The sequence below is a fragment of the Bacteroidales bacterium genome (genome assembly GCA_014860585.1).
Classification (GTDB): domain Bacteria; phylum Bacteroidota; class Bacteroidia; order Bacteroidales; family 4484-276; genus RZYY01.
On record JACZJL010000091.1, the window covers coordinates 1 to 13429 of the forward strand.

10 protein-coding genes are annotated in these 13429 nt (G+C 44.2%); 7 read left to right on the top strand and 3 right to left on the bottom strand.

Features of this window, described 5'->3' with window-relative positions; all coding sequences use genetic code 11:
* Window positions 1–228: 228 nt before the first annotated feature.
* Together ygeW and IH598_09115 are read right to left on the bottom strand one after the other, a co-directional pair.
* Window positions 229–1416 carry a knotted carbamoyltransferase YgeW gene (ygeW, locus tag IH598_09110; GenBank protein ID MBE0638668.1) on the bottom strand — a complete coding sequence of 396 codons (1188 nt, stop codon included), beginning with the start codon at window positions 1414–1416 and terminating at the stop codon, window positions 229–231.
* A gap of 38 nt (window positions 1417–1454) precedes the next feature.
* On the bottom strand, window positions 1455–2651 hold the full coding sequence (locus tag IH598_09115) for a YgeY family selenium metabolism-linked hydrolase (protein MBE0638669.1): 1197 nt from the start codon (window positions 2649–2651) through the stop codon (window positions 1455–1457).
* A 264-nt stretch (window positions 2652–2915) separates the two neighbouring features.
* Between IH598_09115 and IH598_09120 the strand changes: the two genes are divergently transcribed.
* From IH598_09120 to IH598_09150, 7 genes are all read left to right on the top strand, one after another.
* Window positions 2916–5006 carry a S9 family peptidase gene (locus tag IH598_09120; protein ID MBE0638670.1) on the top strand — a complete coding sequence of 697 codons (2091 nt, stop codon included), beginning with the start codon at window positions 2916–2918 and terminating at the stop codon, window positions 5004–5006.
* 687 nt (window positions 5007–5693) lie between these two features.
* The gene (locus tag IH598_09125; GenBank protein MBE0638671.1) at window positions 5694–7280 is read left to right on the top strand and encodes a tetrathionate reductase family octaheme c-type cytochrome; all 1587 of its coding nucleotides are present in this window, start codon (window positions 5694–5696) and stop codon (window positions 7278–7280) included.
* A gap of 17 nt (window positions 7281–7297) precedes the next feature.
* Window positions 7298–7951 (top strand): cytochrome b/b6 domain-containing protein, encoded by a 654-nt coding sequence (locus tag IH598_09130; GenBank protein ID MBE0638672.1) that lies wholly within the window; start codon window positions 7298–7300, stop codon window positions 7949–7951.
* 4 nt (window positions 7952–7955) lie between these two features.
* Window positions 7956–9041, top strand: coding sequence for a rhodanese-like domain-containing protein (locus IH598_09135; protein MBE0638673.1), 1086 nt, complete (start codon window positions 7956–7958; stop codon window positions 9039–9041).
* Between the two features lie 372 nt (window positions 9042–9413).
* A complete protein-coding gene (locus IH598_09140) occupies window positions 9414–9935 on the top strand; it encodes a YeeE/YedE family protein (GenBank protein MBE0638674.1) in 522 nt (173 codons plus the stop codon).
* Between the two features lie 16 nt (window positions 9936–9951).
* On the top strand, window positions 9952–11172 hold the full coding sequence (locus tag IH598_09145; GenBank protein MBE0638675.1) for a YeeE/YedE family protein: 1221 nt from the start codon (window positions 9952–9954) through the stop codon (window positions 11170–11172).
* An 18-nt stretch (window positions 11173–11190) separates the two neighbouring features.
* Window positions 11191–11805, top strand: a complete 615-nt coding sequence (locus IH598_09150; GenBank protein MBE0638676.1) for a rhodanese-like domain-containing protein — start codon at window positions 11191–11193, stop codon at window positions 11803–11805.
* 233 nt (window positions 11806–12038) lie between these two features.
* Here the strand turns inward: IH598_09150 and IH598_09155 are convergent, their stop codons facing one another.
* Entirely contained in the window at window positions 12039–13346 is a 1308-nt protein-coding gene (locus tag IH598_09155; GenBank protein ID MBE0638677.1) for a class I SAM-dependent DNA methyltransferase, read from the bottom strand.
* Window positions 13347–13429 lie beyond the last annotated feature (83 nt).

A 13429-nucleotide genomic window follows, 5' to 3' on the forward strand; every position in this document is an offset into this window, starting at 1 on the left:
TGGGGAATCGTTGCCATCAACTGGTCAGCGGCGATTATTGCGGTAATTTACACCTTACGTAAATTGAAATCCCTTAGTTTACACCCAGCCTCATAAGTTACTCATATTCATTATTTAACGATGTGATTCCAGATTATTCTCAGTAGAATCGCAAAAAAAAGGAAATTATTCTCATTTGGGTTTGGATTTTTGGATAAAAGCTCCAAATTTTGTTGTCATTCCGATTGTTTATCCAAGCTTTCTGAAACTTTTGTTTTTCAGCAGTTTTCTCAGCATACCGGCAGGATTGCTGAATTTGTTGGCAAAAATCATCGCTGCGATAATGTATGGTTTGTAGCCGGCCTCGATGTAGGTTTTGATGCGGTATTTTTCGAATACTTCTTTTTGCACTTCTCCCTGTTGACATGAAACCCCCGAAATATCTGCGGGAAGACAATGCATGTAGAGCGCTTCGCCGTTTTTGGTGCGTTTCATTTTGGTTTCGTCACATTCCCAATCCATATACTGTGCATTATTGGCAAGGCAAACTTTTTCCAACTCTTTTAAGCCAGTCACATCTTTTGCTGTCAATAGTTCAGTGCGTTGCTCCATCACATGAAATGGCGCCCAGCTTTTGGGATAAACAATATCGGCATCGGTGAAGGCCTCCTCCATCGAGTTGGAAATCGCAAAAGAACCGCCACTGGCAGCGGCATTTTTTCCGGCAATTTCAACAATTTCAGGGACCAGGTCGTAACCCTTTGGGTAGGCGAGATGGACATTCATCCCGAAGCGGGTCATCAGCGCGATAATACCTTGCGGCACAGACAAAGGTTTACCGTAACTCGGCGAGTAAGCCCAGGTCATGGCAATCTTCTTTCCCCGCAGGTTTTCAAGCGACCCGTATTCATTGACCAGGTGCAGCAGATCGGCCATGGATTGCGTAGGATGGTCGAGGTCGCACTGGAGGTTGACAACTCCCGGACGTTGAGGAAGAACGCCACCGGCAAAGCCTTCATCAAGCGCCTCCCCTACTTCACGCATGAAACGGTTGCCCTCTCCAAGGTACATGTCGTCACGGATGCCGATGATATCAGAAAGAAAGGAAATCATGTTGGCTGTCTCCCGGTTGGTTTCGCCGTGGGAAAGCTGCGATTTTTCCTCATCCAGGTCCTGAACGGCCAGCCCAAGCAGGTTGCAGGCTGATGCGAACGAAAACCGTGTACGGGTCGATTTGTCCCTGAACATTGAGACAGCCAGGCCGGAGTCAAACATTTTCAGTGAAATATTCTCAGCTCGCATTTGTTTCATGGCCTGAGCCAAATGAAGGATCATTTCAAGTTCGGTATCGGTTTTTTCCCAGGTTAGAAGGAAGTCTTTGCCATACATCGAATTTTCGATCCCTTCGAGGGAGGAGATGTACTTATTTAGTTTCATTTGTTCAAATGCTTTTCCGTGAATAAAGAATTGATTTTCTATAATGTTGATGAAAAAATCTCGGCATACGCCGCATAAAATGCTGATGCTGTGACCAAATCGGAAATTGGCGTTTTTTCATTGGGAGCGTGTGCCATCACTTCATTTCCAGGACCAAAGCCAAGTACCGGGATTCCGTAAATGCCATTGATAGTGACGCCATTGGTCGAAAAAGTCCATTTGTCCACCAATGGCTTTTTATCAAAAAGTCCGGTGAAGGCTTCCACACCGGTTTGAATTGCAGGGTGAGATTCGGGCAGCAGCCAGGTGGGATAATATTGTTCCATACCAAACTCCAACCCTGTCCAGCCTTTCTGTTTGTAATAAGGCACCACCACTTTTGCTTCCATCCCCGACACAATTTTAGTGATTTCAGCAACCGCCAACTCTTTGGTCTCTCCCCAGGTCAGCCGACGGTCTAAGTGAATCTTGGCATAATCAGCCACTGCACACAGCGAAGGTGCGCCCGATTGAAACTCAGAAATCGTGATGCTTCCTTTGCCCAGAAACTCATCAAATCGAAGGTTTTCGTTCAGCTTTTCAATTTCAAGACAAGCTCGTGAGGCCATATAAATGGCATTCTTCCCGCGTTCAGGCGCCGAGCCGTGCGCCGACAAGCCGGTAAAGATCACATCCATCTCCATCCTGCCGCGCTGTCCGCGATAAATGTTCAGGTTGGTAGGTTCGGTGCTGATGACCACGTCGGGATGAATACTTTCTTTTTCGACAAGGTATTTCCAGCATAAGCCGTCACAATCTTCCTCGATTACACTACCGACAAACAGTACGGTCAGGTCTTTGGCTATTCCCAACTCTTTGATGATTTTTCCGGCGGTGATAAAAGCCGCCACCCCACCCTTTTGATCCACCGAACCACGCCCATGCACAAATCCATCCCTGATCTCTCCGCTAAAAGGATCGAAACTCCAGTTGTCCAAATTTCCAACATCTACCGTATCTACATGGCCATCAATGGCCAACATCCGTTTTCCATTTCCAATACGACCGATCACATTGCCAAGCCCGTCAAACCGAACTTCATCAAAACCGGCTGTGAGCATCTGTTTTTTTATTTCATGAACAACTTCTTTTTCACCACCACTCATTGATTTGATTTTCACCAAAGCTGAAAGGTTTTCGGCAGTAAATGCACTGTATTTGTTTGCAAGAGCAACAATTTCTTTACTATTCACCATTTGATCTTCTTTTATTTTTATCGGTGCAAACGTACAAACTTCTTAAATGATAAAGCCCAAGAAGTAAGAACTTTCTTTACATGATTGTATCCCGGACTTTTTACATAGCCGGGTATTGAAATTTCCGGCAAAAATCAAAGGACGCCGGAAAAAATGGATTAGATTTACCTGACCAGAATTTCACCATACATTACTCCTATTTCAAATCATTGTAGTAATTTAGCCCTCTCGAAATTATTTTATTTATCCTAAATTTTTAATCACATGAAAAAATTCCAATGGTTGGTATTATTAACCATCATCATCAGTATCAATGCCTGTCAGCAGGCCGGCGAAAAAACGAAGGCTGACAAAATCATCGAAAAACCCTTACTCAACCTCACCTCCGACCGCGTGACTCCGGAAGTCCTCTGGGCATTTGGTCGGCTAAGCGACCCACAGGTGTCCCCTGACGGGCAATCAATCCTCTACGGAGTAACTTATTACAGCATCGAAGAAAACAAGGGAAACCGGGAGTTGTACACGATTAATGTGGACGGCAGCGGACTAAAGCGAATTACTACTTCGCCAAAAAGTGAATTCAACGCTGTTTGGCGGCCCGACGGGGAAAAGATTGGCTACCTGAGTTCCGAAAGTGGCTCGGTGCAATTGTGGGAGATGAATCCCGACGGAACCGGTAATAAGCAGATTAGCGATATTGCCGATGGAATTTCAGGATTCAAGTACTCGCCTGATCAGACCAAAATTGTTTATGCTAAAGAACTACCCATCGAAAATAAATTCAAAGACCTGTATGAAGGGCTTCCCCAGGCTTCCGGAAAGTTGAATGATGACCTCATGTATCGCCATTGGGATAGCTGGGTGGAAACCTACAGCCATGTTTTTGTGGCCGATTATGATGGTAATAAAGTGTGGAACGATAAAGACATTTTGGAAGGAGAACCATATGACTCTCCACAAAAACCGTTTGGCGGAATGGAAGAAATTAACTGGAGTCCGGATAGCAAAATGATTGCTTACACTTGTAAAAAGCTAAGTGGTAAAGCTTATTCACTTTCTACAAATTCCGACATTTATCTGTACAATATCGAAAAAGGCCAAACCACAAACACCACTGAGGGTATGATGGGTTATGACCTTGTACCGATATTTTCGCCTGATGGCAAGTACCTCGCCTGGCAAAGCATGGAGCGCGATGGGTATGAATCAGATCAGTCAAGACTTTTCATTATTAACCTGGAAACCGGTGAAAAAAAGTTTGCCACTAAAACCCTGGATCTGGATGTAAGGAGCTTTGAATGGACTCCGGCGAGCGATGGAATTCATTTCATCTGCGATGTCCAGGGTACAATGCAAATTTATCACTACAGCATGGGTGATGGAAATATCCGCAAAATCACTGACGGACTGCACGATATCACAAGTGCGACATTAGCCGGTAATGTGCTGATTGGTGAAAAACAAACCATGGCACTACCTGCTGAGTTGTTTGCGTTTGATCCGATGACAGGAGAGGAAAGACAGATTACCTTTACGAACAAAGAGTTACTCGATACACTGGTTATGGGTAAAACCGAAGGCCGGTGGATGACTACTCACGATGGCGAACAGATGCTTACCTGGATCATTTACCCGCCAAATTTCGACCCCAACAAGAAATACCCAGCACTTCTTTACTGCAAAGGAGGACCACAGGGTCCACTCAGTCAGAATTTCCACTATCGCTGGAATTACCAGATTATGGCAGCCAACGATTACATTATCGTGGCTCCTAACCGCAGGGGTGTTTCAGGATTCGGCCAGGCCTGGCAGGAGCAGATCAGCCGCGATTACCACGGAAAATCAATGCAGGATTATCTCACTGCCATTGATGAAATGGCCAAAGAGCCTTTTATTGACCCAAACCGGCTGGGTGCAATCGGCGCAAGTGCCGGCGGTCATGCTGTTTACTACCTGGCTGGCAATCACAATGGCCGTTTTAAAGCTTTCATCGCCCACGACGGAATCTTCAACAAAGAAGCCCAATACCTCGAAACCGAAGAGATGTGGTTTGCCAACTGGGATATGGGCGGGCCTTTCTGGGAAAAAGATAATAAAGTAGCCCAGTCAACTTTCGATCATTCACCTCACCGCTTTGTTGAAAACTGGGACACTCCCATCCTCATCATTCACGGTGAAAGAGATTACCGTGTAGTTTATACGCAGGGAATGACCGCTTTTAATGCAGCCGTGCTGCGCGGCGTTCCGGCTGAATTCCTCTTTTTCCCCGATGAACACCATTTTGTGCTGAAACCACAAAATGCCATTCTATGGCAGCGCACTTTCTTCAACTGGCTTGATAAGTGGTTGAAATAGAATAATGATTTTTAGATCCTCTCAGGCAAATGATTTTATTTAGTCTCTACAAGAAAACTATCAATGTTGAAAATCAGAATTTACCCCATCCCTAAAGGGAGTTCTGATTTTCAACAGTTTGCTCCCTTTAGGGTTGGGGTAATCAAACTGTTGAAATCGAATATGTGGGTTTTCTTGCAGAGACTATTTAAATCTGTTTTGCAGATGTTGAGACACATTGAACTGATGCCTAGAAGAAATTCGGGGCATTTTTTTAGTAAGATTCTGAAGTTTCGCAGGTTTTTATATTGATGATAACATGTTGAATTATTGTGTTTTAGATTTGATTCTTAGCGTCTTAGAGCCTTCGTGGCAAAATTAAAAAGTGCCACTCACAAAGTGATGCCTTTGGCAAAAGTCACGAAGTCACAAAGTTTTTACTAAGATTGCTTTCATAAACGCGTTCGGCAAGGATCACTGAGAGAGTCTTGAAAACTATTTTATTTGAAACGTCTCTAAATATTGAATATTAACTTGCAATAAATCAACAAAATATGTTTTGCATTTAGAATCTGCTTGTTAATTTAATAACACCATACATGTAAATATCTATATATTTGCATTTTAAAAAATGAAAATCGAAGGCACTAAAGTGTCTATGGTTATTACTGAAAAAATTAATTTTGTTGCTATCAATAATTTAAGTTCATGCAAAATTTCAAACCTATCCTCACTTTTCTTTTTGCAGTGATCGCACCCCTGTTAATCATTACACTGGCTTTGCGCGAAACAATAACAGAACACGAATTGCTTAACCAGTTGCGTGAAGAGTACTCGCGTGAACATAAACTGGGTGTAGATCATTCAAAACATGCCATTCTTCAGCAGGATTTCACCAATCCCCACGAAATCACTGCAGCCTGCCTGTCGTGCCACACCGAGCGCGGTCAGGAAGTGCTGGGCAATGCACACTGGAACTGGGAACGCGAGGCGTACATTCCCGGACGGGGCGTGACCTACCTTGGAAAGAAAAACCTGATCAATAATTTTTGTACGGGGATTGCCAGCAACGAAGGAACCTGTAACCGATGCCACACCGGCTATGGCTGGCAGGATGAAACGTTTGATTTTACCAACGAGTTTAACATTGATTGCCTGATTTGTCACGACAATACCAATACCTACGAGAAAGAAAAAGGGGCCGCAGGCTACCCGGTTATGGGTCCGGATGGTCCTGATTTTCGGAAAATTGTCGGCAACGTGGGAAGGCCAAGCCGCTACAATTGTGGGTACTGCCATTTCCACAGTGCAGGCGGAAACAATGTGAAGCACGGCGACCTGGAAATGGCGCTGCTCACTGCCGACCGTAATGTTGATGTTCACATGGGAGTGGATGGATTCGACATGTCGTGCGTGGAATGCCACCCCGCCGAAAACCACCAGATGCTCGGCCGCTATTACGGCGTGTCATCATCCAATACCCAACGGGCTACCTGCGAGCAATGTCATACAGCCGTTCCGCACACCAACAGCAAACTCAACGAACATACAGTGAAGGTTGATTGCAGAACCTGCCATATTCCAACCTATGCCAAGGTGAACCCAACAAAAACCTACTGGGATTGGTCAACAGCCACCAAACGCAAGGATGGTAAACCTTACGAAGTGTTGGATTCAACCGGGAATGTAATGTATGCCTCAATCAAAGGTGACTTTCACTGGGAAAAAAATGCAGTTCCAGAGTACTACTGGTTCAACGGAACGGCAGACCATCATCTGATCAGCGATAAAATTGACATGAACAAATTGCCCCTGAAGATTAATACGCTGTTTGGTGAATATCACGATAAAGACTCCAAAATAGTTCCGATGAAAGTGCATCGCGGAAAGCAGCCTTACGACACTGAAAACCTGACAATTATCCAGCCTAAATTGTGGGACAAAGAAGAAAATAAAGGCGCATTGTGGATTGATCTTGACTGGGAGAGAGCGCTGGAAGAAGGGATGGAATATGTTGGAATGCCTTACAGCGGGAAACATGGATTCGTCGAAACCGAAATGTACCTGCCGGTCAGCCACATGGTTTCTACTTCGGATATGGCACTGAACTGTAAGGACTGCCACACGCGCAACGAAAGCCGGTTGGCCAACCTCACCGATTTTTACATGCCCGGCCGCGACCAAAACATTACACTCGACACCATCGGTAAATGGCTGATTCTTTTGTCGCTGTTGGGTGTGCTCGCTCATGGAGCAGCAAGAACATTCATTTCCAGAAAAAACAAAACTGCTTAATTTCAATAATTTACAACATGAGCAATACGAAATTGGTTTTAGTTTATCACGGCTTCGAAAGATTCTGGCACTGGACGCAATCATTTCTGATCATCTTTCTGGCCATCACCGGATTTGAAATTCACAGCAGCTATTCGATTTTTGGGTTTGAGGCAGCCGTTAACCTGCATAACAAAGCAGCCTGGGGGTTGATTATCCTTGTAATTTTTGCCATTTTCTGGCATATCACCACCGGAGAATGGAAACAGTACCTTCCTACAACCAAAAATCTGAAAGCACAGGTGGAATTTTATCTCACCGGAATTTTCCGTAATGCCCCCCACCCTACCAAAAAAACTGTAATCAGCAAGCTCAATCCTTTACAGCGACTGGTCTACCTCGGGCTAAAAATCTTAGTCATTCCTGTAATGGTATTGTCAGGTCTTGCCTACATGTTTTACCGGTACCCCCAGGCAGGCGCCATCAAATCTGCCAATATGCAGGATCTTGAGGTGATTGCTTTATTGCATACCTTCGGCGCTTTTGTGTTGGTAGCATTCGTGATTGTTCACCTATACCTCATTACAACCGGGCACACCATAACATCAAATCTGAATGCCATGGTCACCGGATGGGAAGAACTGGAAAGTGATGAAAATGAACCAAAAATTGACCATGAACCAAAAAATTAGGACCATGAAGTTTCAACATATCTCGATAAATAGCCTGGTTTTGCTTCTGCTGCTTTTTGTATTCGCAGCCTCTTGCAGCAGAAAGGCAACAGTTAACGAAGAGCTTGCTCCCTCAGATGAAAAGACTGCAATTCTTCTCGACTGGCTGGAGGCCAATGGAAATTATATCAACAGCGAAGCGATTCCCTCGCTGATTGATGCTGCCGATGTCTATGCAATGAGCGATCAGAATATCCTCGTTATTGACCTGAGAATGGAAGAAGATTACAACGAAGGACACATCGAACATTCGATCAATATTAGGCCTGCCAGAGTGCTTGACTTTTTCAAAAATTCGATTGATCCTCAGGGTTTCGAAAAAATTGTTTTTGTGACGAGCAACGGCTTTGTTGCCGGTTACGTGACATCAATTACGCGTATGCTGGGATTTGACAACACTTTTGCTTTGCGGTTTGGGTTGAGTAGCTGGGACAGGGCGATTGCCGAAAAATTCTGGTTGGCCAATATCAACGACAATTTCATTAATCAGCTCGATTTTGAGGCACATCCGAAGAACAAACATGGGAATTTACCGGCTTTGACATTAAGCGGAAACAGCGGCCTTGAACTCGCCTGGGAGAGAGCCGCTCAGCTACTCGAAAATTTTACCCCTGAATACTTAGTTACCGCCGAAGATGTTTTTGAGCATCACGACGATTATTACATCATCAATTACTGGCCGGAGGATAAGTACCTGAAAAACGGCCATATTCCCGGCGCAGTTCAATATGAGCCTGAAAATTCTTTTGGTAAAAATGGTGAGCTGACTACCATTCCAACCGATAAAACCGTGGTAGTTTATTGCTATTCAGGTCAACACAGCAATTTTATTGTTGCTTATCTTCACATGCTGGGATATGATGTGAAGTCGCTGGCTTACGGCGCCAATGGTTTCATCCACCAGGTGATGGCAGAAACAGAAGCAAAACCTACGCGAACCTTCACTGAAAAATTGATTCAAAATCTACCTTTGGTTAAAGGGGGCGTGGCGACTCCATCAGAAAATAAAGAAATTTCCACCGAAACCGTTAAAGTTGCCGGTGGCTGCTAACCTACTTTATACATTAAATTTAAACATCACATATTCAATTTATTATAGAGAAGTTAACCAATTCATTTTAATGAACATAACCAAATGAAAATGATTCTTATGAATAGTACTGGTTTAAATTTCAGGGGATTTCTCCCTTCAATCCCGCACGTGCGGGATTTTCGGTCGAAATGACAAAGACTTAGCAGGGCACTGGGAGAGTCAGAGCGGGCGCGAAGCGCCCGCTCTGACTCTCCCCCCCCAAACATTGATTCAATGTCATTTCGAATGACCGAAACGAAGTGAGGGAGTGAGAAATCTCCTTTGAAAGGAAAGCATAATTCGACGAAACTTAAAAATAAAATGGGCTAAACGATAAATATTTAACACGTTATGGATAAAATTCAAAAACCGTACATGAATCCCTACCTGGCAGGCTTCCTGCTGGGACTGGTGATGTTGTCCGCATTTTTTGTTACCGGGCGCGGCCTTGGCGCCAGTGGCGCAGCCAAAAGCGTTGTAATAACCACTGTTGGCAAACTTGCGTCTGAAAGCATTGCCGACAATCCTTTCTATGCTGACTTTTTCAGCGAAGGCCCCGGCCCGATGAAAAACTGGCTGGTCTATCTTACGCTGGGCGTGCTTGCCGGCGCTTTCTTTTCAGGCGCCATGTCAGGCAGGCTGGGATTCAAGGTGGATAAAGGACCAAGGATCTCGTCAGAAACAAGGTTGATTTTTGCCGCGGCAGGAGGACTGCTCTTTGGGCTTGGCGCTCAATTCGGACGAGGTTGCACCAGCGGCGCCGCACTGACCGGAATGACTATTCTCTCCACGGCAGGCTTTGTGACCATGATGGCCATCTTCGGAACCGGATATGTCATCGCTTATTTTTTCAGAAAATTATGGATCAGCTAACGAAAGGAAACTAAACATGGGACCATTAATTCCTCAAGGATTTGTTAACGCCGACCTCAACCTGTTCTTTGCCTTTGTCATCGGACTGGGATTTGGTTATGTGCTCGAACAGGCCGGTTTTTCCTCATCGCGCAAGCTGGCCGGCGTGTTTTATGGATATGACTTTGTAGTGCTGCGGGTATTTTTCACGGCAGCCATCACCGCCATGACCGGGCTGCTCTTTTTCAGCTACATGGGCTGGATTGATTATAACCTGCTTTACATCAATCCCACATTCCTCTGGTCGTCAATTGTGGGTGGCGTAATTATGGGATTTGGTTTTATCCTCGGCGGCTTTTGCCCGGGGACAAGCCTTACCGGCGCTGTGATCGGTAAAATTGACGCCATGGTGTTCATTGTTGGAATGTTTATCGGAATCTTCATTTTCGGTGAATTCTACGACGTTTTCGAACCCATTTACACCGGCTCGCCCCTCGGAAATATTTTTGTCTATGACTCGCTTGGCATGGGACGCGACTGGTTTGCCATGATGCTGATTGCTGTGGCTTTGTTTGCATTCGTGGCCACCCAATATATCGAAGATAGGGTGAATAAAACATCCGATATCGAAAAGAAAGCAAGACCATCGTATTGGATTCCTTCGTCAATAATCCTGTCTGCCGGACTGCTGCTGATTTTGCTGCCATCGCAACCACGTTCAAGCTGGCACGAAACTTCTCCCGAAAAGCTGCTGAAGATGATGAATAACGGAGAGCACCTGGTGAACATTGACGAAGTAGCCTACAGCCTGGTCAACGGAAAAGACAGGCCGGTTTTGCTGGTGGATGTCAGGAATCCTGAAGTATTTAATCAGTTCTCGCTGCCGGGCGCCATTAACATTCCACTTGAGCAGATTCTCGACCACAGGTACGACCCCATCCTCCGGTCATCAGAGCAAAAAGTAATACTTTACTCCAACTCAAACACCCTGGCAACCGAAGCCTGGCTCATTGCAACACGAGCCGGAATTAAAGACCTGAACGTTCTTTCCGGTGGATTGAACGGGTTTGTGCAGACGATTTTTAACGAGGAACATCTGGCTGACACGTATGATCTCAACATTTTGCAACAGGCAAGGTTCAGGGACAAAGTCAAAAACTATTTCCTGTCGGGCAAAGCAGCGCCTGAAACAAAATCTGCAGTTACACCGGTAATCAAAATTGTTGATATTGAAAAACCTGCAAAAGGTGGATGTTAAACTTAAAAATAATTGAATATGAACACAATACAGGCAAATATTTTGAAAAACGCTGCCATCCTCTTTGCAGCCGTTGCCCTCATTACCATGTTGGTACAATGGATTGCTGCGCCGGACTACAAAGCTGAAAATACGGCCGTTCTGACTGCGATTACCGGCGATGACCAGAAAATACTTCCAATGCAGTTGGATGAGATGATCCGTGCAGGAAAACTAACTGAGTTCACTTTGGTTGATCTCCGGGAATCGCAGGATTTTAACCGTGGAACGTTACCGGGCGCCATCAATATTCCATTCGGCACGCTGCTTGAAAAGAGTTCTTTGCGTCAGATGAAGAAACCGGGGAAACCTGTGATCCTCTTTTCCGGTGATGAAGCCGAAGCCGCCGCTGCTTCCCTGCTCCTGATTTCAAAGGGTTTTGACGACGTTCAGGTACTCGCCAATGATTATACCTATATCAAAAACAATGTTGTGGAGAAGTTTCAACCTGCCTCGGCCTTTAACCAAAGCGAAAAAGCCCGATACGACTACCAGCGCTTCTTCCGTTCCGGCGGTGGCGCCGAAGCTGCTCCCGCCCGCACCCGGCCCAAAATCATCCAGACCGGGATTGTGAAAACCAAAGGAGGGTGCTGAGAGAGCAATAAACGGTTGTTCCGATTTTTGGTGATGATTGGACAGCAAAAATCTCATGCTGCGTCTCAAAAAAAAACATGCTAAGAGAAATTTTTTTTCTTGCTAAGAGAAATTTTAAAAGTATGTATGCTTTTTTAAAAAGATGCTAATGCTTTTTTTGGGAGACGCTAATACATTTTTTGGGTGGTAACAATTGAAACCATTGCACAATTAACTTTACCGCCTGCTTTTCTTTATTCATCATTGTTTTGCTGTTTTTTAGTCTTTTTCGGTTTTGCTTTTGTAAACAGGTCTGCTGTGTACTTTTCGTAAAGTTCAAACAGATAAACCATTCTGTTGGCTTCGCTTGTAAATGGTTGCGGGCGGTAGGCCAAATCAACAGCTTTGTCCAATTCGTTGTGGGCTTTTTCTAATGCCAGCGGCATGGTCAATGGGTCGTAAAGGTCGGCAAGCGAGCTGTTCGGGAATTGCAACCGTGCATCTAACACCTTTTGGGCTGCCGCCTCTATTGCTTTTACCTGCTTTTCGTTTGGATTGTCAGGCCAGGGAAAATTAGTATACACTATTTCATTTGAATAACGATAATCACTCTTAATTCTACCGCAGTGATTTTTAACCCAAGCCATATGCATTATTGAAGTCAATATGCCAAAGTGATATAATGTAGCATTTGGAACTGATAAACAGGAATTGTTCAGTATGTCATCTTTGGTCATAAAACCAATAGGAATATAATTTCTGTTTTCTGAGGAATGAGAAGGAACTAAAATATAATTATCTTTTGGCTGCCTGTTTTCTGTGAATAGTGTTGGTTGGTTAACCCATTTTACCGTTGCTTGTTTTTTACTTTTTAGTCGCATTTGCCTAACACCTTCAATTCTGTTTAAAACATGCGGCATTCGCCTTAATTCACTTGGTTCTGCATCAACCAGCCACAAACAATATCGTTTATGTCCGTTTAAAAATTCGTGAGCTGAAATAAGTGGCTTAATGTATTTGGTTGCCATTGGTTCCTTTGTCAAAAAATCATTTTTTTCCTCTTCTGTGAAAAGGAAATTGCCACCATCAGTCGGCTGACTTCCCTTAAACATTTTAGGAACGTTACAAAGGGGAGTAGTTCTTTTCGTTATTAGAATATCCTTTGCATCAACCAAATACGGATTGATGTTTTTTGCCTTGATTTCGTGGGCTTCACCTTTAATATCTTCATATTCAAAAATGCTCTTGTTTGCGGTGTCGTAGTTAGCGAAGCCAACTATCACACAATAAACGGCTGCTTTGCCTCTGGCTTCGTTCGTCCATTTAAAAGTGCGGTGGGCAAAGTGAATTTTGATCCCGTATCTATTGAGCAATTGCCCCCAAAGAATACTCGTTTGCTCGCCTTGAACAATCGAATTTGTTGAAACAAAGCCAACTTTAATTTTTGTACCGTTAATGTATTTAGCTGCTTTAATGTACCAACCTGTTACATAATCCAAAACTCCACTACCGTCGGCATTATCAAACAGTTTTACAATTTGGTCGCGTTGGTATTGTTTCATTATTTTGGAACCAATAAAAGGCGGATTGCCAATGACATAATCAAATTTGATTTCATTGGATGGTTCGGGTTTACCTCTATGAA

Coding starts and splice junctions, on each gene's coding strand:
- IH598_09125 (MBE0638671.1), top strand. CDS start 5,694: ATGCAAAATTTCAAACCTATCCTCACTTTTCTTTTTGCAGTGATCGCA.
- IH598_09115 (MBE0638669.1), bottom strand. CDS start 2,651: ATGGTGAATAGTAAAGAAATTGTTGCTCTTGCAAACAAATACAGTGCA.
- IH598_09140 (MBE0638674.1), top strand. CDS start 9,414: ATGGATAAAATTCAAAAACCGTACATGAATCCCTACCTGGCAGGCTTC.
- IH598_09130 (MBE0638672.1), top strand. CDS start 7,298: ATGAGCAATACGAAATTGGTTTTAGTTTATCACGGCTTCGAAAGATTC.
- IH598_09120 (MBE0638670.1), top strand. CDS start 2,916: ATGAAAAAATTCCAATGGTTGGTATTATTAACCATCATCATCAGTATC.
- IH598_09150 (MBE0638676.1), top strand. CDS start 11,191: ATGAACACAATACAGGCAAATATTTTGAAAAACGCTGCCATCCTCTTT.
- ygeW (MBE0638668.1), bottom strand. CDS start 1,416: ATGAAACTAAATAAGTACATCTCCTCCCTCGAAGGGATCGAAAATTCG.
- IH598_09145 (MBE0638675.1), top strand. CDS start 9,952: ATGGGACCATTAATTCCTCAAGGATTTGTTAACGCCGACCTCAACCTG.
- IH598_09155 (MBE0638677.1), bottom strand. CDS start 13,346: ATGAAACAATACCAACGCGACCAAATTGTAAAACTGTTTGATAATGCC.
- IH598_09135 (MBE0638673.1), top strand. CDS start 7,956: ATGAAGTTTCAACATATCTCGATAAATAGCCTGGTTTTGCTTCTGCTG.